This window comes from Pedobacter sp. P26, assembly GCF_050632135.1.
In the GTDB taxonomy this organism is placed as follows: Bacteria; Bacteroidota; Bacteroidia; order Sphingobacteriales; family Sphingobacteriaceae; genus Pedobacter.
Genome location: NZ_CP192574.1, coordinates 1,343,353 through 1,365,852, shown reverse-complemented (window position 1 = coordinate 1,365,852; position 22,500 = coordinate 1,343,353). Strand labels below are relative to the sequence as shown.

The window sequence follows — 22,500 nt, the reverse complement described above, 5'->3', positions numbered from 1 at the left end:
ATTAAAGATCATTTATGAGACAGCCTAATGGTATCGTCTCTACATATTTATAGGTTGCCGTATTTATTCCATGAAGTGCATCATCCAAATAATGATCGGTGATGACCTTCCTTTTCACCCCTAATTTGGCCTGCCAATTATCTATTAAGCCTCTATACCTTACATTGCCATTTTTATCTATCACAACTGTTTCTGGTGTAACTTTAGCTTTTAAGATTTTTGTAAAGATTTTATTCTTATCCAAGTAGATGTCAAAACCGGAATTGTACTTTTCAGCAAATCGCTTTATGTCCTGTAGCGTGTAACTTTTCCCTGGTACAATACCAACAATATTTACCTGGGGATACTTTTTACACAAATCATTTAAAACAAGTATATAGTTTTTACAAAGCGGGCACTCCGGTGAAATAAATACAAATGCAGTATTTTTTTCAGTGCAACTGTCGCTTTACTTTTAACATTAATTAGATTACTGGCACTAATTTGTGTCCAAAGTAATCTGTTGGGCAAAATACCTTGGCCAAGTACATTTGTAAACGGAAAAAGAAAAATTAATGTAATGGCTATAGCTAATTTCATAATACAAAAGAACTCCTAAATTACATTAGGAGTTCCATTAATTTACATAAAGATATTTTTATTTTTTATCCCACCAAACTCTGCCGGTAATATCTGTAGATCCGACTCCAAAATCTGGATCTGCCTGCATTATTTTGTAAGCATCAACAATATTTTGATAGTTTAAATTTGTTGGTGCCGGGAATGGCAAACTCGCTCTTCTTGGTATAACTTGTTCTGTTCCACTAGCCATTATTTTTTCTAATTTTAACACGGTTGTAGAATTAGGCATTCCAGTTCTCTTATACAAAGACCAAGCTTCGTTTGGCTGTTTAAAGAAATTTATATACGCCTGACAAATAATCTGGTCTAGTCCTCTTGCCGGATCATATTTAATATCAGCTTTAGCCATATAATCAGGAATCTCAGTAGCAGTTAAAGCCACGTAACTTAATGCATTCAATCTATCAACAATCTGAGCTTTATTGGCCATATCATCATAAAAAGATATCGATGCAGCTACCCCTTTATTGTACCAGTCTTCAGCAGATTCTGTCGTTATATTTCTTGCTGCTAATTCCGCTCTCATGAAACAAACATCAGCGTACGTAATTAAAGGGAATGCATTAATCCCCTTTGAACCATTTTCTCCAGCTGCCCATAATCTTGGTTGAATAAACGATAAAGAATCCATGGTTTGATTTACCGTTTGACCTGTAGAATTAACTACTGAGATACTAATATTATTAAAGAAATTTGCAAATGAAGCACTGGATGAAGCGTCAGGGCTAGAAGGCACACCATAAAATCTTCTGGCATCAAAAACAGCAGTAGATGGAACTTTATTTTGTGCCTTAGCAAGGTTAAAATTAGTTTGAGTAAAGGAATTTTCCTGATAGAAGAAACGAATTCTAGGATCAGCATTGGTGTACATGAAATCTACCGTTTGTTTTGGTGCGCGTAAATTTTGAGGTGACCAATCTCCACCATCTGCAAAGTTAGCTCCTGCCCTAAAAACCCAACTGTCGCTAGCGCTATTAATTAAGCCACCCGGTGCTGAAAGTATATCCAAAATTTTAGTTCTCATTTTGGCAGGATCTCTTTTCATTAATCGCATAGCCATACGCAAGCGCGTAGAGTTTGCAACTTTAATCCAATTGGCTACAACTCCTTGATAGAATAAATCATTTGTTCCCAAAGAAGTTTGAGCTACTGGTTGAGTAGCTGATAATATGGTTACCGAATTTTTTAATTGTGTATCCAATAAATCAAACAATGCTTCTTGCGTAGTATACTTAGGTGTAACTGTACCTCCATATCTAAACATAAATGCATCTGTATAGGCTATACTTCCACTTACATCAGAAACATAAAAGGCATAATAGGCTTTAACAATACGGCCTATTTCTAATTGATATACTCTTTTTGCTTGTTCTTCAGCAGACATCTTTTTAATTAACTGCTCCATATCAGTTAAGTTGCCACCAACTTTAGGATAAAAATTACCGTATCTTACGTTTCTAAAGTTTGCAGCATCAGCGATAAAGGTAGTACTGTTACCAGCCAATGGGGTTAGCATTTGCATCCAGGGCATAATTGCTCTAAAATTATCATAATAGTATTCAAATCTATCGCCATGCATATTTACGGTAGAATTCATAAATTGCTGTTCGGGCGTGATTACTTCTAATAGAGCGGGGTTTGTATTCAGTTCTACAAACTGATCTTTTTTACATGATGATATTGAAATCCCAATTAATGCGGTTAGCAGAAGGGTTATCTTATTTGTCGTTTTCATTTTTAATTGCTTTAAATGTTAATAATTATAGCGCCGCTCTTACCGAAAAAGCAAATGTGCGAATGTAAGGCATCCCTCCATATTCGGCAAAAGAACCAGCACTATTACTAAATAAACCTTCTGGATTTAAATGATCGGGCAAACTATTATAGATATACATTAAATTTCTTGCGGTAACACCTACGTTAACCTGCTTAAAATTAATTTTATCAGTGAATTTTTTAGGCAACGTATAACCTAGAGATACCTCTCTTAAAGCTACCCAGCTATTTTCGAATGTAGAATACTCTCTTATACCGGTAGACCATTGCGTTAATCGTGCATAATATATACGGGCACTAACCGGCTGTATTAACCCTTTATCAACGGCTTGTTGAAAAGTTAAACCTGTTACATTAACATTATTGATGACAGTTCCTTTAGCAAATACACCTTCAGGGATGATACCATCATTGGCTATAACATTTCCAGAGGCGTCTTTTCTTGGCAAACCGCCAAACTCAGCCGAACGACCAAACAAGGTACTTTCAAAAGCGCCAAAATTTGAACCGTACTGATGTGTAGCTGAAGCTAGTAATCCACCAACTTTAGCATCAATCTGGAAACCTAAGTTAAAGTTCTTATAACGGATATTATTGATGGAGCTTGCATTAAATTTCTCCATCATACTCCCTAAATTTTTATTCCCTTGTCCAACATCACTACTTCTGTAATAGCTACCATTAGCTTTTAAAAGTTTTTGTCCATTATTAGGATCATCAATCTTATTACCATTAGCATCAGTTGCCTGATATGTTGCATACCCATAACCAGTGTAAATACTACCATATTCTTGTCCAGCAATTGCAACTGATGCCATATCAGCACCAAAAGCATTACTTAATGTATAAGATTCTACACCTGGTGCTAATGAAATAATCTTATTTCTGTTTCTTGCAAAGTTAATTGTTGAATTCCACTCTAAGTTTTTAGTCTTGATTGGTGTTCCTGTTAACAAAATCTCAATACCTTGATTTTGAATATTACCAGCATTAAACAACCTCTTCCGAACGCCAGATTCGGCTGGTAATTCTAAAGAAAGAATCTGATTTGTTGTATTCTTTTTGTAAAAAGAGAAATCAATACCTAAGCGATCTTTAAAAAATCTCAATTCTGTACCTAATTCAAATTCTTTAGTTAATTCATTTTTAAGGTTATCATTGCCTAACACGTAATCTTCATAACCGTATCTCGGCACTTGTTGTCCTTTTTCGTTTGTAAATAAATCTATAACCTTATATCTACCAGCGCTGGTAACATAAGGTGAAGTACCCATACCTGTGTAACCAAAATTGGCTCTTAATTTACCATAAGAAAGAAAATCAAAGGCTGGTTTATTTTTTAATGATTCTGAAAATACATATGCTAATCCAACAGAAGGATAATTATAACTATAATCGCCGGTTCCATTTGGATAAGTTAATGTAGAAGACCAATCATTTCTAACACTAAAATTTAATGTCAGCATATTTTTATACGTTAAATCACCAAAGCCATATAAAGCATCTGTTCTCTGACTTCCATCAAGCCTGGTATCGGTAATTGGCGTATTTACTGAATTAGACACAAAGAATTTACCAGGGTCCCGTAAACCTCCGTCTGTTCTTGTACGGGTATAATTATTTCCAAAATCTTTAGTTGTTTCAGCACCAAGACTCATATTAAAATCAAAGTCTTGGCCAAATTTTGTATTCCCGTTTAATAGAAATTGTAATCTGCTACTTCTTTGACTTGATTGCATCAAAGCATATTCGCCACCAGTAAAACCAACACCATCACCAATATTTTTGGTCTCTCCATTCGTATTCACCTGATTTAAATTTCCTCTTACCAATGCATTTAACCAAGGTGCGATATTCGCTTTTACATCTATGTTACCTCTAAAAACGTTTTCACGCTGGTTAACTTTTTTCTGATTGATGTTCCACCACAAATATGCCATACCGTATGGATTATCAGCATTCGATAATATCCCACCGTTAACTGGGTCGATATATTTATCTTTCCAATATTTTGTATCGTAGCTTCTTGGATTTCCATATACTAATGCAAATAACGGATTATCTGAATTACTTTGACTAATTGGATTTAAGCTATTACTAATTGTGTAATTAACACCTGCATTAATTTCAAATATCTTCCCGATTTTTTGAGATCCCCTGAAATCTAATGCATCACGATCAAATTTATTATTTGGAAGAATACCAGTACTGTATAATTTCGAATAAGATAACCTAAATGTTCCATTCTCATTTCCACCTTGAAACGCCAAGTTTGAGTTACTATAATTCCCCAACTTGTACGCATCTAATAAATTGTTTGGTTGTGCATTCCAGGTGATCATTCTTCCATCAATATCTTTTACAGTGCTGCCATCGAACCGAGGACCAAAACTCCAAAAATAATTGGCTGCATCTACTATTGGGGTGCCTGAGGGATCTTTTGCAAATGTAGGATTGATACCTGCGCCAAATTCATTCTGTACATCCATTGTTTTGTATGCTTCTTCAATCGTTTGGGTGTGCGAAAAGGAAATTCCTAAACCTTGCCCACCTTTACCTTTCTTAGATGTAATTAACAATACTCCGTTTTGTGCCCTGGAACCATAAAGGGAGCTTGCTGCAGCACCTTTCAAAACAGTGATACTTTCATAATCATCTGCATTAAGGTTTTTCATAATATTACCAAAATCCTGTGGCGAGTTACCATAAGAATCTGCTCCTGTAACGCCAGGCTGAATAAGCACCCCATCAATAACAACCAATGGCTGGGTATTTGGACTTAAAGAGGAGTTACCCCTGATTCTGATTCTTGATGACGACTGTGGTCCTCCTGAACCTTGATTGATCATTACACCGGCCACTTTACCTTGCAATGCATTTACAATGTTCTGTTCGTTAGCCCTAACTAAATCCTCGCCTTTTACTTCTTGAATAGAGTAACTCAGCTTCCTGGTTTGTTGTTTGACACCAAAGCCTGTGGTTACGGTAACTTCTTCCAGAGATTTCGAATCTTCTTTTAAAGAAATATTGAAATTTTTGTTGCTGCCAACCGGTACTTCTTGACGCAAGAAACCTACGGCAGAGAAAATAAGTGTTTCGTTACTGGATGCGCTGATGCTAAATTTACCATTTCCATCAGTTTGTGTGGCTTTTTGAGTGCCTTTTACAGAAACATTCGCTCCTGGCAGCGGCCCGGTTGAATCCTTTACGGTTCCCGTAATAGTTTGTGCATGAGCTGCAATTGCAAGAAACGTAAGCAAAAGCACACTCAAACATTTAAAGTACATTTTCTTCATGTTTAAAAGATTAGTTAAGTAAAATTGTTTGGGTTTGTTGGTTTTTGAATTTTGAACGATTTAAGATTATATAATAAGATTAGGTAGCATAAATAATTTTCGATTCTTATGGTACTAAATCGATTTAAAACGCAATAAGGTCATTTAAAGTGATTTCCGCTTGATAAGTATTGCTATAATACCAGATGGTTACATTGGATAATGGGATTCATAAATTATTGGTGTTTGATTAGTTATAACAAACTTAATAAAAAAACACAAAACCACATTATTCTTTTTAATTTTTTTAAAAAGGTAGTTTTGACAAAAAAAAGCCTGCATAAAGCAAGCTTTTTCTAAAAAATATTGTCTCAATTAATGAATTCCCATAAACAATCTGCTCCATCTTATTTTGTGCAAGAAAGAAGCAGTACTATCCCAGCTCATCCAAACAAATAAAGCTTTACCTACAATATGATCTTCTGGCACAAAACCCCAATAGCGTGAATCAGCCGAATTGTGGCGGTTATCGCCCATCATCCAATAGTAGTCCATTTTAAAGGTATAAGAAGTAGCTGGTTTATCATTAATGTACCAAACCCCGGCCTTTTGTTCTACTTTGTTTCCTTCGTAAGTTCTGATCGCCCTGTAATACAGCGGCATTGTATTGCTGTCTATGTTTACGGTCCATCCTTTTGAAGGGATTTTAATCGGTCCGAAATTATCCCTGTTCCAAACTCTGTTTGGATCGTTTGGAAAAACACCACCCGGAACGGCTCCGGCTGGATCGGGACTTAACGTCACTGACTTTACAAAATCAAAAGTTTTCAGTTTTTCTGCAATTTCCGGCGAAGCATCTAAGATGTAGGTATTGGTAGCCACTGCCGGTGCACCGCCTAAATTTAAATTAAATTCATCAAGTGCTGCATAATTAAAGTCCATGGTTTTAAACTCGATGCGGTATGGCATCATACCTGTATTTTTTAAAGGCTCATTTTTGCCATTTACACTGGCAACACCATTGCTCATCGAAATCACGTCACCCGGAATACCAATACATCTTTTAATAAAGTTCTCGCGTTTATCTACCGGACGATCTATTATGGTATAGGTGCTCCTCACCTGTTGGCGGCCCATACCACGTACCAAAGCGTAATAACTTTCTGCCTGGTTTTCTACTGCAACCGTATCTCCTTCAGGAAAGTTAAATACCACTACATCGTTTCTTTTAATTTTAGATAAACCTGGTAAACGGTGATATTTCCACTGCACACCATCCCAATAAGCTTTGGTGGACGTGGTTAAAGGCATTGTATGGTGAGCGAAAGGAAAAGCAACCGGGGTCATCGGGATACGCGCACCGTAATTAACTTTACTCACAAAAAGGAAATCGCCGATAAGTAACGATCTCTCCATCGAACCAGACGGAATGGTATAGGCCTCGATAAAAAATACACGGATGATGGTTGCAGCCACTACTGCAAAAACAATTGCATCAACCCATTCGCGGGTTTTAGTTTTCTTCTTCTTTGGGGCATCTTTTTTCGTTGCCAGAATTTATAATTCATATATCTTATTTTTGGTTTCGCGATTTATTTTAATCGACTACCTGTTATCTGTAATCCTTTAGTGTGATTTCACTGATTGAGTGATTTCACAGATTATATTGTGCTTTGGTCTTTCAGCTTTAGGCTTTAGACTTTATTCAAAAATATCAGTAATGCTGAAAAATCCTTTTTTATCTTTCAACCATTCTGCCGCTACAACTGCACCTAAAGCAAAACCAGCTCTATTATGGGCAGTATGTTTAATTTCTATTTCATCCACTTCGCTACTGTAAATTACAGTGTGTGTACCCGGAATATTTTCTATCCTGTGCGATTCTATCAACAATTGTTCTGCTTTCGGAAACAATTCAACATCAGTTCCTACCACTTCGTTTAACCACTCTTGTTTTCTATCCAGGTTATCCACAATCCCTTCTGCAAGCGTAATGGCTGTACCACTTGGTGCATCCAGTTTTTGTATATGGTGTATTTCTTCAACCTGAACTTCGTAAGCCGGATAGTTGTTCATCAGCTTCGCTAAAGTTTGATTAAGCTTAAAGAATAAATTTACGCCAATGCTAAAGTTAGACCCATAAAGCAATGTATTGTTACTGTTGCTGCAATCGTTTTTTACTTCCTGGAGTTTGCCATACCAACCTGTTGTACCCACTACTATTGGCACATTGGCATCAAAACAGGCGTCAATATTTTTTAAAACCGAATCAGGCGTACTAAAATCGATAGCCACATCAGCTGATTTTAAATTTTGTCTGGTTAAATCTTCCTGATTATCGATCGTTATTTTCAAAACAATTTCGTAGCCACGTTCCACCGCAAATTTTTCGATAATCTGCCCCATTTTACCATATCCTAAAAGCGCAATCTTCATCTTTATGTTTATTTTCTGTTTATATCCTTATTTCTTACCCTATCCCTAACCGTTAATTGGCAAATCATCACAATTTCAAATTTAGTCTGCTTTATTGATTTTCACGATGGTTTCGGCATTAAAATGTTAATGATAATTTTAACGCAGGAGTTGCATTAAAACCATACATCGAATTGGCATTAATCATGGATGGCATTACCTTAAAAGAAAGGTTATCATCAATATTGAAGAAATGCAAACGCGCAGCAACGTAGGCATCTACTATATTGGCAAAATAAACCAAACCGTAAGAGAACAAGACAATTTGTTTATTCCTTCTATAAGTATCTTTACGCTGGGTGATACCTGTTGTTGAATAACGGCTACCAAAAGGACCGTTAGGATCAGGCTGACCGTTATGCGAATCGCGATATTGTAATTCCGTTAATGATAAATTATATTGTTTGCTACTTTCTATGTACGACATGGTAAGCACGGTTATCCCACCGTAAATAGCCGCAATTTTGCCCCCGGTATACAGCTTTTGAAAAAACTGGCTTTTTCCTGCTCTTGTGCCATAACCATCGTTTAACAGTTGCATATTATACAATTGCCCCCAACCGGGTATAATCATCGATCTGAAAACAGCTTTTCTACCAGCAACCTTACCCGGATTAACATATTTGGCTTTCATCGAATCCTTTCTCGTCATCGGTTTTCTAGCCGCAGTATCTAATGATTTGGATAATTTAATTTTCGAGGTATCAGCAGGTTTTAATAAGGTATCCTTAACCTGCGCCGAGGCTAAGTTTACAAGAAAAAATGTAAATGCAGTAACCAGTATGAAAAGCTTAGTCTTTTGCATTACCAGTCTAATAACTCTAGAATCCGGTTTAAGTCGTCATCGCTCATAAAAGGAATTTCTATCGCCCCTTTACCGTTCTGACTCACTTTTAACTTTACACGGGTAGCAAATTTAGAAGCCAGATCATCCTGTAATTTTTGATATTGAAAGGAAACAGCTTTTTCTTTCGATTTTTCATTACCTTTTAAAGGTATATGCTGCAAATTACGTACAAGCTCTTCCACTTTACGTACGGATAAACCTTTTTCTAAAATTTCCTGGTGAATAAACAATTGTTTGTCAACACCATCAACATTAATTAAGGCTCTTGCATGCCCCATGCTAATTTTCTGATCGCGGATGGAAGCCTGAATAGCAGGAGGAAGTTTTAACAAACGCAGGTAATTAGTTACAGTGGTACGGTTTTTACCAACACGCTCGCCTAATTGTTCCTGTTTTAAACCCACTTCGTCAATCATCCGCTGGAAACTCAATGCTACTTCAATGGCATTTAAATTTTCGCGCTGTATATTTTCGATCAGGGCCATTTCCAACATCTGTTGATCATTGGCACTGCGGATGTAAGCAGGAATCTGTGTTAAACCAGCTAATTTCGAAGCCCTGAACCTACGCTCACCCGAAATGAGCTGGTATTTATTTGCAGCCAGTTTTCTAACCGTAATCGGTTGTATTAAACCTTGTACTTTTATCGAATCGGCAAGCTCGTTTAAAGCTACCTGGTCAAATTCGGTACGTGGCTGGTATGGATTGGTTTCAACTTCCGTTAAACTTACGTGACTGATATTGCCAATCTGCTCGGTTTCGCTAACAGCATTTACCTGCTGTTTGGGCGGATGAGTAGATTCGCTATCATCTAAAAGCGCACTTAACCCTCTTCCTAAACCTGTTTTTCGCTGAAAAGATGTCATCTATAATTTATAAAGTTGCTGTTCCAATGTTTTCTTCTTCCTTTAAAAGGCCGTTTTTCTTCACAATTTCGCGTGCAAGGTTTAGGTAATTAATGGCACCTTTGCAATTCGCGTCGTGCATAATGACCGAAACGCCATAACTAGGTGCTTCACTTAAGCGTGTATTGCGCTGAATAATGGTATCAAAAACCAATTCATGGAAATGCGTTTTCACCTCCTCTACCACCTGGTTAGATAAACGCAAACGTACATCGTACATGGTTAATAAAATACCTTCAATCTCCAGATCAGGGTTTAAACGGTTCTGAACAATTTTAATGGTATTTAATAACTTACCCAAACCTTCCAGCGCGAAATACTCGCACTGCACAGGAATAATAACTGAATCGGCCGCTGTTAAGGCATTGATGGTAATTAAACCTAAGGATGGCGAACAATCGATGATAATGAAATCGTATTGATCTTTGATTTTCTCCAAAACCGCTTTCATTTTATACTCACGGTTATTCAGGTTAATCATCTCGATTTCCGCACCAACCAGATCGATGTGGGCAGGTAGTAAATCTAAGTTCGGTGTATCTGTTTTTTGAATGGCCTGTAAAGGATCGATATCATTAATGATACACTCATAAATACTGTCTTTAATATTCCGGGGATCGAAACCGATACCTGAAGTCGAATTTGCCTGAGGATCAGCATCAACCAGTAAAGTTTTGTATTCTAGTACGGCCAAACTCGCAGCCAGGTTTATAGATGAAGTTGTTTTACCAACACCACCTTTTTGATTTGCTAATGCAATAATTTTGCTCATCTATGTATCCGAAATTTACTTAACGTTTATTTGGGCTGTGTTATTTATGCGTTTAAATTGGCAAAAAAGTTCTATTTTTGCGTTGTTTACGGCCTTTTTCACAATCAGCTAAGATACAAACTATATGGCAATTTTAGCAAGAAGCGTCTTTGGGTTTTACACATCTTATTAACAATTATCCATGATCACAATTATAGCTGCAACCAACAGGCCCAATAGCAATACGCTAAAAGTTGCTAAATATTACCAAAGGCAACTAAAAGAAAATGGAGCTGATGCCAGTTTGTTCAGTCTGGAGCACCTGCCTGTAGATGTTTTGAATACGGATATGTATGGCAAACGATCGGAAGCTTTTCAGAAAATCCAGAATATGATTTACCAAACCGAAAAGTTTTTGTTCATCATGCCTGAGTATAACGGCAGTTATCCTGGTGTGCTAAAAGTGTTAATCGATGCCTGTAATTTCCCGGATAGTTTTTACGATAAAAAAGCGGCATTAGTGGGCATTTCATCTGGTAAATACGGCAATATCCGTGGTGTAGATCATTTTACAGGCGTTTGTCATTACATCCATCTCAATATTTTACCCTTACGCCTGCATATTCCAAATATTAAGGCCGAATTAGATGCTGAAGGCAATTTCAATCATCCTGATACGATAAAGTTTATCAACGAGCAGATAGAAAAGTTTATTAAATTCTAATCATCATTCTAAATGCTTCTAAATTTGCTTTCCTAAAACAAAATTCATGTTTACTGTTTTTTTGGAAAGCCAAATCTGTATTTCATAGGAATATTTCTCTCTTCGCTTTATTCCGTTGCACTCCGTGTTCGCTACGATCAGGTTTAGAAACAAAGAACAGTGCTGTAAGACTCAAAAAATAAATTAAAGGCGCATTATTTCCGCACTTAGCAACCCCAAATATTATTACTACCCGCGCCACCTAAACCCGATGGAAGCAGCACGCAGTAAAGCGGACAGCGGGAACTACACCAACCTAAATGTCACTTAACCTGCTTTCCAAAAAATAATAGTCTAATCTACTTTTGTAAAGCCCAGCCTGCATTTCATAGGAACGTCAGTCCTGCTTTCTGTTACAAGTCCTCGCTGCGCTGGGCTTTCCACGTCAATCAGGTTTAGGAATAAGGGAATTACCATGACTTAAAAACTTTTCGGGTAAGATCAGATTTATTTTCAGCGCACTGCAACCCCAAATATTATTACTACCCGCGCCACCTAAACCCGATGGAAGCGGCACGCAGTAAAGCGGACAGCGGGAGTACATTAACCTAAATGCCACTTAACCTGCTTTCCAAAAAAAGACAGAAATTTATTCTTATTTTGAAAAGCTCAGCCTGCATTTCATAGGAGTATCAGTCCTGCTTTTCATTCCAAGTCCGCACTCGTATCTCGCTTACGGGCTTTCCATTGCAATCAGGTTTAGCAACATAAAACTGTGCATTAAAGCCTCCGAAGTAATAGTTCATAATGATAAAAACCCTTCCAAAATGAAAAGGTTTTTTTGCTTAATATAATCACAAAACAGCTTATCACCCTAAAAAACAACAACTTAAGCAATCCCCATATCTACTGGCATAGCTATTGACTACAGGCTAAACAGATGCTATTTATTTAACCAGCAGTTATGTAATTTAGTTCATCAGGAAACAGATTTAATTATAAGCTATTTTTACCACGAAAAGAGAGAAATTACTTTGCGTTTCTTCGCGAAAAACTTTCCGCTCTTTGCGGTTAAACCAAAACACCATGAAAATTAAAACCAAGCTCCGCCTCGGATTCGGGTTTCTCTTTATAATCGTTTTATCCTTCGGATTGATTGCGCTCTTTTTCTTAAACGAGCTTTCTGATAAATCGAAGGTAATTCTTAAAGACAACTATAAATCTTTGAAATATGTTGCTGCCATGCGCAATGTAATCGACCAGCATCCTTTTCCATTAAGCCACACACAGCTGACAATATTTACTGAAAACCTCAAAAATGAGGGATTAAATATTACCGAACCTGGCGAAAAAGCAGCCTTCAGGAAATTGGAAACAGCTTTTAATGCGCTGAACGGTCCACAACTGTCGACCACTACAGAAAGTAGTATTAAAAATTTGCGTGTGGCACTGCAAAATATAGAAGAGGTAAACATGAAGGCCATTTATGATAAAAACGAGTTGGCTAACGAAACCTCATCAAGAGCAAACGTTTATATTATGATTGCCGCGACGCTGAGTTTTATCATCCTTTTTACATTTATTGTTAATTTTCCGGGTTTTGTAGCCAACCCCCTTGCCGAGTTTAGTGCAGCGATTAAGCAGATCAGTCGTAAAAATTATAAACAGCGTTTACATTTCGAAAACGAGGATGAGTTTACAGAACTGGCAAACTCCTTTAATGGCATGGTGATTAAATTAAATGAATGGGAAAATAGCAACTTATCTAAAATCAAATCCGAAAAGTCGCGCATTGAAGCCATTATTGCACAAATGCAGGATGCCATTATCGGCTTAAATGAGAAAGGAGAAGTGCTCTTTCTAAATCATCTGGCGGCGAAACTGATGAGTCTGGATGAAGACAAGGTTATTGGTCAGAATGTAGCCGAACTGACACAAAAAAATGAGTTGCTCAAAAGGATTATTAAACCTGAAACCAATGATAACACCTTAAAAATTTATACTGATGATAAAGAATCATATTTCCTGTTGGAAAATCGCGAAATCATCATCCCGAATTATGAAGAACAGGATGATAGCACATTAATTGCCTCCTCTAAATCTGCCGGAAGCGTTTACACGTTAAAAAATATTACACAGTTTAAAGAGCTTGATGAAGCCAAAACAAATTTTATTGCAACCGTTTCGCACGAGTTAAAAACACCGCTTTCGTCGATCAAAATGAGCCTGAAATTGCTTAACGATGAGCGTGTGGGCATGATGAATGAAGAGCAGCACGAGCTACTTAATCACATTAAAGAGGATAGCGACAGATTGTTAAAAATTACCAGCGAACTGCTTGATCTATCGCAGGTAGAAACCGGCAATTTAAAACTCACTTTAGCCATCACTAAACCTGAAGAAATTGTGAGTTATGCGGTTGATGCTGTTAAATTCCAGGCTGAACAGAAATCGATCCAGCTGGTGCTTAACTGCGACCACAACTTACCAAATGTAAATGCCGATATTCAGAAAACGGCCTGGGTAATGGTTAACTTTTTATCTAATGCATTGCGGTACAGTTCAGAAAAATCGAAGGTAATCATTGATGTTTTCCAAAAAGACAATTTTATTGAATTCTCTGTCCGCGATTTTGGAAAAGGCATTGACGAAAAATACCAGAAAAAATTATTCGACAGGTATTTCCAGGTACCAACCGATGGTCAGAATAAATCGGGTTCTGGATTGGGCCTTGCCATTTCTAAAGATTTTATCGAAGCCGAAAACGGAAAAATATGGGTAATAAGTGCCATCGGTGAGGGCAGCAAGTTTTGTTTCAGTTTACCAGTTGTAGAATAGATTCATGCTCTTTTTAACCGCAAAGGACGCAAAGTGTGGCAGAGGCAAAATGGAAGAAATAAGATAAAAAATGGATAGTGGAAAACGGCATCGCTGAACGCAACCCGCCTGGCGCTAAACAATATACGGTTCCATTTCCTTATCAATGCTTTTACGCAATTCCATTAATTTAATGGCATAACCATGCATGGCGATTTCTTTTTCGGTTTTGGGTTTAAAAGCCGGAATTGCTTTCGGCTGTCCATTGTCATCAACGGCAACAAACACAATAATACAGTGTGTATTCTTCACAAAATCGGTTTGACCTACGGGTTTAGAAAAAGCATCAACGGCAATATGCATACTGGTTTTACCCGTGTAAATAATGCGTGCTTCCATTTTAACCAAATGCCCAATATGAACCGGGTGGAAAAACCTGATTCCGCCCACATAAACCGTTACACAATAGGTTTGGCTCCACTGCAAGGCGCAGGCAAAAGCAGCCTGATCAATCCACTTCATCATCATCCCACCATGCACCTTACCCCCATAGTTAACATCAGAGGGTTCGCTTAAAAATTGAAGTTCAATATGATTTTTAGTTCTGGGCATGGTGATACTGCTTGGTTTAACGGTTTCGCTAAGATATTATAAAATAAGATATTTTCCTGTATGCAGTTAGCTGTTATGATCTGTTAAGGAGACTCAGCACAATAAACAGCCAAATACAAAAAAAGAGTCGCGCGGACATAAAATGATTACCACAAATTGATTGTTTTTTCTGCGCTAATCTGTGAAATCTGCGGGAAAATCAGCCAGATAAAAACAAAAAAGGTGTTCTGTGCAGTCAGATGTTACCATCTGACTGATAGATAATGTCGTGTCAGTTGGTAACAACCGACACCACATCAATTTCTAAACATAAAATTATTTCGCTATAATGCTAATCGCATATCCTCCGCCAGGCGCACAATACTGCGTTAATTTAGTTTTGTTGGTTACTTCCATTTTGCGGATAGTATACGCTTTAGGATTTTTTTCATAATGGGCATCCTTTGCATCACCATAAATGGTTGCGGTATATTTTTTACCAGGATCCAAAAAGCTAAAATCGATTTTAGATGTTCTGGCCACCTCATCATTGGTACGGCCAACAAACCAGTTGTTCTTACCTTTTGCTTTACGCGCAAAAGTGATATAATCGCCTGGCTCCGCCTCCAAAACTTTGGTATCATCCCAATCTACAGCCACATCTTTAATAAACTGAAAAGCATCCATGTATTTATTATAAGTCTCTGGTAAATCAGCAGCCATTTGCAACGGGCTATACATGGTCACATAAAGCGCAAGCTGGCGGGCTAATGTACTGTGTACAAATGAAGTATTTTCTGGATTGTAAACACTTACCTTGGTTTCGAAAATACCTGGTGTATAATCCATTGGTCCGCCGATTAAACGTGTAAAGGGCAAAATCGTAGTATGATCGGCATTGTTGCCGCCAAAAGCTTCATATTCAGTTCCCCTTGCTGATTCGTTTCCAATTAAGTTCGGGTAAGTGCGCGCTAAGCCAGTAGGCCGAACAGCCTCGTGCGCATTCACCATAATTTTATATTCAGCAGCTTTTTGGATGGCATACAGGTAATGATTGTTTAACCACTGCCCATAATGGTGCTCACCTCTTGGGATCATGTTGCCTACATAACCGCTTTTCACAGCATCGTAACCATTGGCTTTCATAAATTTGTAAGCAGTATCTAAATGACGCTCATAATTACGTACCGACGAGGAAGTTTCGTGGTGCATAATCATTTTAATGCCTTTACTGGCGGCGTAACGGTGCAGTTCTTTTACATCAAAATCGGGATAAGGGGTTACAAAATCAAATACATAATCTTTTGTTTTGCCAAACCAATCTTCCCAGCCTACGTTCCAGCCTTCAACCAAAACAGCATCTAAACCATTTTTGGCAGCGAAATCGATATATTCCTTTACATGTGCAGTATTTGCAGCGTGTTTACCATTAGGCTTCGTTTTGGCGTAATCGGTTACTCCTAATTGCACACTGGTTAAATCGTTATATGCCCAGGTACTTTTACCAGTAATCATTTCCCACCAAACCCCAACATATTTTGTTGGCTTAATCCACGATACATCTTTAAATTTTGTTGGTTCGTTTAAGTTATAGGTTAATTTTGAAGTCAAAATATCACCTGCTTTATCACTTACGATAATGGTTCTCCAGGGTGATAAACAAGGCGCCTGCATATAACCTTTATCGCCAATTGCATCAGGTGTTAACCAGGATTCTAAAACCATGTTTTTATCATCAAGATTTAACGACATTAAAGAATAGTTGATCAGTGCTGCTTCATGGATATTGATATACAAACCATCTTTACTCTTCATCATTAACGGCGTCTGTAATCCTGTTGGCGAGAAAGTAGTTTGCGAAGCGTTTGGTGTTACCGCAGCTTTCATTTTACCGCGAACTTCTGATAAGTTTGAGGTTACGGTACTATATTCCTGTGTATCATAATCACCAGGAAGCCAGAATGCTTTATGATCTCCGGCTAAAGCGAACTGGGTTTTCTCTTCCTTAATTACGAAATAATCTAAGTTTTTTGCTCCGGAAATTCATATCTAAAACCCAAACCGTCATTAAACAGGCGGAAACGTAAAATAATAAAACGGTTGCTCTCCTTTTGGGTTAAAGTTACCGCCAGTTCATTGTAATGATTTACAATTTCTTTTACCTCGCCCCAAACGGGTTTCCAGGTTTCATTAAAAGTGCTCGTTTCGGTATCGCTTATGGTAAAACCGTTCATTAAAGATTTACCGTCGTTAAGCTCGAGACCCAGTTTACTGGTTTTAATAACGTCTTTTCCTTTGTATTTTAAAGTATAGGTGGGTACTCCTCCTTCAGCCAAAGCAAAACTGGTCACCAGGTTGCCATCCGGCGACTTCAAACTCTTTCCGGGAACGTTCCCGAAGACATCCCCAAAAAATAGCAAAGTGCATATTAAAGTAAGGATTTTAAAGCGGTTAAAAGATTGGTTAGATTTCTTGTTCATGTTATTATTTATTTATTGTTATTATTTATATCACATCAGAACTTGCAGGTTTTGGTTTCTGATACAAAAAAGCATGTAATTAAATACAATTTGTATCTAAGGTAGATACTAATCCGGTATAACCTGTTACAAAAAGTATTTCCTCTTTACTATATTTCGATTCATGGCTCCACGAACCGCGGCAGAAGTTAATACTTTTTTAATGGCCTCATTGAGCGCTACATCGTTTAAAATCGGCGAGGTGGTCACGCAGTACCTCCGCGTTAAGGATTGTAAGGGTTCAGCACCGATTAAGCATCTGTTTTTATTTAATTACGGTATGCTTGCTTGTTTCACAGGTTTTCATTGGTACCGAAGCGTAGTGTAGCCCTGAAAAGCCTAAACCAATCCCGTTTTCCACGGGATTGGGTAACGCCCAAATCAGTTGGCAATTCACACCTGTTGATGGGCCAACCCCGATCTATTCAAATAGATCCTGAAACAAGTTCAGGATGACGTTACGATATAAAAATCGGGACAGGAGACGATGCTGTGCTTTACTCTAAAAGCAAGGTATCATCATCTTCATCTGTTAAACTCAGCTGCACACTATCGCTACCTGCAATTCCCTCTATAGAACCACGGATATGGGTCGCATTTAACAATACTTTCTCCAATTGTTTTTCACGTGCTTTCCATAAACGTTCCATCGCATCGCGCTCACGCTGTATGGATAGTTTCATACTCATAAAACCCTCTCTGATGGCTTTCCATTGTTCAGAAAACTCTGCCCCCATTAGGTAATCGTATAACATGTGCATTTTTTCGCCACGGTTTTCCTGCGATTTTACTGCGCCTGCCAAACGCAAAATACCTTCCCGCAACACATAAGCTACGGCATTTACTTCTTCGAAAGAACAGATCCAAACTCCATCACGCTGTCCGAAACAATCCATGCCTTTTGGGTAACACTGACTTACAATCACCGCTACATCAATGCCCATACTGCGCATATCTTTCTTCAGTTTTTCGATCCAGTCGCCACCAAAGTCTTTGGTACGTTTGCTTTCGTAAATAATTTTACCGCATTCCTGTCCAAATTGATTACGCACCACCTGTACGCAATCTGCCCCACGTACACCTTTGCCAACTTCTTCAATTAAATCGAAAGGGTAATTAACACGGAGCAGTTCTTCCAGGATCAATTCCTGTACTTCGCCCTGTAATTGCATACTACCCTGCTCGGCTTTGCGTTTCATCTCTTCAGCTAGTTTTTTCTGATCGTCGAGCTGTTTTTCCAATTCTTTTAAACGCAATTGATGTTCAGTATCTTTAATGCTATTCTTTTCTGCCTCTTGTTTCCGAATCTGTTCTACCAGCTCATTACGCTGTTCTTGCATTTTACGCTGAAAAGCAAGTTCCATCTCTTCTTCTTTTACCTTGAGGCTTTCTTCACGGCGTAAGAAATCCAGTTCCTTTTCTCTGGCTAACTTTAGTTTTTCGGCATTCTCTTTCGCATTACCTTCCAGCATTTGCAGTTTGGTTTCAAAATCGGCCGAAATACTTTTACGAAGGTTCTCCTCTAAGCTATCCTTAAGTTTGGTCTTCTCTTCGTTAAGTTTAGCCTCAAAAGCTTTCAGCTGTTGCTGTTTTTCTGACTCGAAAACCTGTAGCTTACGTTGATATTCTTCATCTTTCTGCCTTGCATAAGCAGCCGCTTTCTCACGTAACTCTTTCTTATAATCTTCGGCCATAGCTTCTTCCATCGGAAAAATATGGGCACAATTGGGGCATTTTATTTCGGTAGGCATAAATTATTTTTTACCGCAGTAAATACTGTGGATTACAAAGATATTAAAGCTTTTTATGAATGTGCAAAGGAGTTTTGCACCATCATACCCTAAAGCACTTTCGATCTGATTTCATGACCAGCGGCAAGGATTTTACTGACCGGGCATTTTGTTGCAATTTCTTCCAGTCTGATTTTTTGTTCTTCGGTAAGCACGCCAGTACAGGTAATTTCTTCCAAAAAGATTGTTTCACCGTTTTCGGTATCAATGTTTACTTCCACCTCAATTTTATCAATGGGCCATTCCTTCCTATCGGCATACATTCTTAAAGTAATGGCTACACACGATGCAAAAGAAGCCATTAATAATCCTTTTGGTGCAAAACCTTTATGTGTTCCTCCTAACTCTAAAGGTTCGTCTACGATAATATCATGTGAACCATTGGTTACCGAACATGCATAATGTTCTTTATTTATTGTTGCTTTTACCATTTTAATTCGTTTAGTAACCCAAATATTGTGCTTTAACTTTAAACTTAGGTAAAAGTCTGGTCTTTTTTTAAGATCGATATCGTAATTTCATGATTGCTGCAGCCTTAACGGTTCACCACTAACCTCATTGATCACCTAAATACAGATATAAAATTGTAAACATTAATTCACAGAGGTATACCACAGCTACATTGCCATCTAAACGCGATTTCAGCGGGTGCTCCCGACTTAAGCACTTATTTTGTTGTTTTATGGTGTGCTTGCTTGTTTCACAGGTTTCATAGGAGCGGAAGCAGGACTGCTTTTCCAAAAAACTACTGTACTTGCTTTCCAAATTAAAAAACATCAAACATTATATCAGCCGAATTGTTCATTTATAAAACCACATGATCATGAAATACAGAAAGTTAATCGGAAAATATTTAAAGCACGAATCGGATAACAGTGCAAAAATAGCCCTTGCCTTGGTGGCTGGTTTAGCAGCTGGTGCAGTAATTAGTATTTTATTTGCTCCAGATAGCGGTGCAGGCACCCGGGGAAAAATTGTTGGTGGAGCCAAAAACCTGCGTTATGGCTTTCAAGACAAATATAACCTGTTAAAAGAGAAAGTTTTTGGCGTAGAAGCCATTGAAGAAGATATTGTTGAACATGAAGTGCCTCATTTTAAACACACAGTTGCTAAAAAACGCAAATCAGATGTGAAAGAGATTCTTGAAAATGCCCACGAAAATGGTCAGGTACAGGAAGGACAAGGATAAAAAATACAAAAAAATTTAATGAGTCATTTGCATGGATTAATGATCCATGCAAACCTTTCGCCTTTAAATAATTTCTTAGTATTGGAGGTTAGCACCTTTTCCCATTTTATCCTCTCGAAAATTTTGCCTTTCCTTATTAAACTGATATCCAGCCAATTTTATCAAAAACAGGGAATTTCAATTAAGTGTTTGAGCGCCTGGTTTGGTAACGTTCATTAGTCATTAGTTGAGAGTAGAAACTAATGAACAACTGACCATTGAACTAATGGATTACTTTATCCTTCAATTGCCTTCCAAAGCATATCTTTCAGCTCTAAAATATTTTTTTCGGCTACTGATGAGATAAATATCGATGGGATATTTGGCAGATCCTGTTTCATTTCTTCCATCAGTTCTTCATCTAACATATCTGATTTGGTAATGGCTAAAACGTGTGGCTTTTGCATTAATTCAGGATTGTAAGACTCCAGTTCGCTTTTAAGAATTTCGTATTCTTCTTTAATTGAGCGACTTGTATCAGCCGGAACCATGAATAACAGCACCGAATTACGCTCGATATGACGAAGGAAACGGTATCCTAAACCTTTACCCTTTGATGCACCTTCAATAATTCCAGGGATATCTGCCATTACAAAAGATTTTCCACCCCGGTAGCTTACAATACCCAGATTAGGAACAATGGTAGTAAAAGGATAATCGGCAATTTCTGGTTTAGCCGCCGAAACTACAGAAAGTAAAGTTGATTTTCCTGCATTTGGGAAACCTACGAGACCAACATCGGCTAAAACTTTTAATTCTAAAATATTCCAAACTTCCTGTCCCTGTTCGCCTGGTTGTGCGAAGCGTGGTGTTTGTTGAACAGAATTTTTAAAATGCGCATTACCCAAACCGCCACGGCCACCAGCCGTTAAAATTTTAGTTTCGCCATCTTTTGTAATTTCAAAAGGATTTCTCCAGTTTCAGCATCTTTGGCAATAGTACCAAGCGGAACTTCTAAGATTTCATCCTTACCTTGTTTACCGAATTTATGGGAACTTCCACCTGCCCCACCATCTTCTGCGATGATATGTTTACGGTATTTAAGGTGTAATAATGTCCAGATATGAATACTGCCTTTAACGATAATGTGGCCACCACGACCGCCATCACCACCATCAGGACCACCCATTGACGTTAAAATATCACGATGTAAATGTGCTGAACCTGCCCCACCCTTACCAGAACGGCAACAAATTTTTACATAATCTACGAAATTCGAACCCTGCGACATATTTTAATATTGAAATGTTTTACTATTGGAACGTTGAAATGACAACTCCATTAAAATTAAAGAGTTATAACGTTTTAACATTATAACTCCTTTTATGTTTTTTATAACGGATCAGGAATTAATTAAAACCGTTTCCCTGATACTATATTTGCTTCCTGAACCCGATACTTTACACTTTATACTGATCAATTACGGCGCAAAGATCATGATATACTGTTTCTATTTCACCAATCCCGTTTACTTTATTCAACTTCCCCTGCTCTTCATAATAAGGCAATACATGGATCGTTTTATCAAAGTATTCTGAAATCCGTTTTTTCAGTTTTTCAGCATCATCATCTGGACGGCCACTGGTTTTATGACGTTCGGCAATACGTTTTGTAAGCTCGTCCTGGTCAACATCTAAAGCGATAACACCAGCAATTTTACTGCCTTTACGCTCTAAAAATAAATCAAGCTCAATTGCTTGCGGAACGGTACGCGGAAATCCATCAAACACAAATCCTTTAGCATCAGGATTTTTATCCACCTCTTCCTCAAGCATGGCAATCGTAATGGCATCGGGAACCAATTCTCCATCAGCTAACAATTGACTTACTTTTTTTCCTAATTCTGTTTCTCCTTTAACGTGTGCTCTAAAAAGATCGCCTGTTGAAACGTGTACCAACTGATATTTTGCAATCAGCTTTTCAGATTGGGTGCCTTTACCCGCCCCTGGAGGGCCAAAGAGAACTAAATTAAGCATTCAAGTTGTTTAGGTTGTCTTCAAAAAATTAAAAAAGCCTTATTCCTATGGCTCTGTTATAAGTAATATCCAAATCACTGATTAATAGCATTAGACATTGCTTAGTTTCAAGGCTGCAAATATATAATTATTAATTTAGATGCCATTTAAAATTGGCAATTTATTTAGAAAAGGGCTATTTTAATGACATTTATCTTATTCTAAGAAGAATCTTGTGCCATTTTTA

General features: G+C 37.7%; 17 protein-coding genes and 1 pseudogene. 3 read left to right on the top strand and 15 right to left on the bottom strand.

Features of this window, described 5'->3' with window-relative positions; translation table 11 throughout:
• Nucleotide 1 precedes the first annotated feature (1 nt).
• From ACQ86H_RS06455 to ACQ86H_RS06420, 8 genes are all read right to left on the bottom strand, one after another.
• Complete coding sequence (locus tag ACQ86H_RS06455; protein WP_431295349.1) at nucleotides 2-376, bottom strand: TlpA family protein disulfide reductase; 375 nt, start codon at nucleotides 374-376, stop codon at nucleotides 2-4.
• A 261-nt stretch (nucleotides 377-637) separates the two neighbouring features.
• Complete coding sequence (locus ACQ86H_RS06450; RefSeq protein WP_431294211.1) at nucleotides 638-2,356, bottom strand: SusD/RagB family nutrient-binding outer membrane lipoprotein; 1,719 nt, start codon at nucleotides 2,354-2,356, stop codon at nucleotides 638-640.
• 25 nt (nucleotides 2,357-2,381) lie between these two features.
• Nucleotides 2,382-5,693 carry a SusC/RagA family TonB-linked outer membrane protein gene (locus tag ACQ86H_RS06445; protein WP_431294210.1) on the bottom strand — a complete coding sequence of 1,104 codons (3,312 nt, stop codon included), beginning with the start codon at nucleotides 5,691-5,693 and terminating at the stop codon, nucleotides 2,382-2,384.
• A 354-nt stretch (nucleotides 5,694-6,047) separates the two neighbouring features.
• On the bottom strand, nucleotides 6,048-7,229 hold the full coding sequence (lepB, locus tag ACQ86H_RS06440) for a signal peptidase I (protein WP_431295348.1): 1,182 nt from the start codon (nucleotides 7,227-7,229) through the stop codon (nucleotides 6,048-6,050).
• 144 nt (nucleotides 7,230-7,373) lie between these two features.
• Nucleotides 7,374-8,108: a 4-hydroxy-tetrahydrodipicolinate reductase gene (gene dapB, locus ACQ86H_RS06435; protein ID WP_431294209.1), complete on the bottom strand. Its 735-nt coding sequence runs from the start codon at nucleotides 8,106-8,108 to the stop codon at nucleotides 7,374-7,376.
• Between the two features lie 118 nt (nucleotides 8,109-8,226).
• Nucleotides 8,227-8,952, bottom strand: a complete 726-nt coding sequence (locus ACQ86H_RS06430) for a DUF5683 domain-containing protein (RefSeq protein WP_431294208.1) — start codon at nucleotides 8,950-8,952, stop codon at nucleotides 8,227-8,229.
• Nucleotides 8,952-9,860, bottom strand: coding sequence for a ParB/RepB/Spo0J family partition protein (locus ACQ86H_RS06425; protein ID WP_431294207.1), 909 nt, complete (start codon nucleotides 9,858-9,860; stop codon nucleotides 8,952-8,954). The genes ACQ86H_RS06430 and ACQ86H_RS06425 overlap by 1 nt, the downstream gene beginning before the upstream one ends.
• A 7-nt stretch (nucleotides 9,861-9,867) precedes the next feature.
• On the bottom strand, nucleotides 9,868-10,671 hold the full coding sequence (locus tag ACQ86H_RS06420; protein ID WP_029280114.1) for a ParA family protein: 804 nt from the start codon (nucleotides 10,669-10,671) through the stop codon (nucleotides 9,868-9,870).
• 181 nt (nucleotides 10,672-10,852) lie between these two features.
• Here ACQ86H_RS06420 and ACQ86H_RS06415 point away from each other — a divergent pair, with 181 nt between their 5' ends.
• Complete coding sequence (locus tag ACQ86H_RS06415) at nucleotides 10,853-11,374, top strand: NADPH-dependent FMN reductase (protein WP_431294206.1); 522 nt, start codon at nucleotides 10,853-10,855, stop codon at nucleotides 11,372-11,374.
• Between the two features lie 1,065 nt (nucleotides 11,375-12,439).
• The gene (locus ACQ86H_RS06410; RefSeq protein ID WP_431294205.1) at nucleotides 12,440-14,191 is read left to right on the top strand and encodes an ATP-binding protein; all 1,752 of its coding nucleotides are present in this window, start codon (nucleotides 12,440-12,442) and stop codon (nucleotides 14,189-14,191) included.
• Nucleotides 14,192-14,305: 114 nt separating this feature from the next.
• Here the strand turns inward: ACQ86H_RS06410 and ACQ86H_RS06405 are convergent, their stop codons facing one another.
• From ACQ86H_RS06405 to ACQ86H_RS06385, 5 genes are all read right to left on the bottom strand, one after another.
• Nucleotides 14,306-14,782 (bottom strand): acyl-CoA thioesterase, encoded by a 477-nt coding sequence (locus tag ACQ86H_RS06405; RefSeq protein ID WP_138818192.1) that lies wholly within the window; start codon nucleotides 14,780-14,782, stop codon nucleotides 14,306-14,308.
• A gap of 315 nt (nucleotides 14,783-15,097) precedes the next feature.
• Nucleotides 15,098-16,771 (bottom strand): glycoside hydrolase family 97 catalytic domain-containing protein, encoded by a 1,674-nt coding sequence (locus ACQ86H_RS06400; RefSeq protein WP_431295347.1) that lies wholly within the window; start codon nucleotides 16,769-16,771, stop codon nucleotides 15,098-15,100.
• Nucleotides 16,772-16,782: 11 nt separating this feature from the next.
• Nucleotides 16,783-17,241 (bottom strand): glycoside hydrolase family 97 N-terminal domain-containing protein, encoded by a 459-nt coding sequence (locus tag ACQ86H_RS06395; protein ID WP_431294204.1) that lies wholly within the window; start codon nucleotides 17,239-17,241, stop codon nucleotides 16,783-16,785.
• Between the two features lie 536 nt (nucleotides 17,242-17,777).
• The gene (locus tag ACQ86H_RS06390) at nucleotides 17,778-19,031 is read right to left on the bottom strand and encodes a DUF2130 domain-containing protein (RefSeq protein WP_431294203.1); all 1,254 of its coding nucleotides are present in this window, start codon (nucleotides 19,029-19,031) and stop codon (nucleotides 17,778-17,780) included.
• 89 nt (nucleotides 19,032-19,120) lie between these two features.
• Complete coding sequence (locus ACQ86H_RS06385; RefSeq protein ID WP_431294202.1) at nucleotides 19,121-19,501, bottom strand: OsmC family protein; 381 nt, start codon at nucleotides 19,499-19,501, stop codon at nucleotides 19,121-19,123.
• Nucleotides 19,502-19,893: 392 nt separating this feature from the next.
• On the opposite strand from ACQ86H_RS06385, the gene ACQ86H_RS06380 reads away from it, so the two are divergent.
• Complete coding sequence (locus tag ACQ86H_RS06380; RefSeq protein WP_138818195.1) at nucleotides 19,894-20,259, top strand: YtxH domain-containing protein; 366 nt, start codon at nucleotides 19,894-19,896, stop codon at nucleotides 20,257-20,259.
• Between the two features lie 275 nt (nucleotides 20,260-20,534).
• Here the strand turns inward: ACQ86H_RS06380 and obgE are convergent.
• Together obgE and ACQ86H_RS06370 are read right to left on the bottom strand one after the other, a co-directional pair.
• A pseudogene (gene obgE / locus ACQ86H_RS06375) lies at nucleotides 20,535-21,529 on the bottom strand (GTPase ObgE).
• A 169-nt stretch (nucleotides 21,530-21,698) separates the two neighbouring features.
• On the bottom strand, nucleotides 21,699-22,274 hold the full coding sequence (locus ACQ86H_RS06370) for an adenylate kinase (RefSeq protein WP_138818196.1): 576 nt from the start codon (nucleotides 22,272-22,274) through the stop codon (nucleotides 21,699-21,701).
• Nucleotides 22,275-22,500 lie beyond the last annotated feature (226 nt).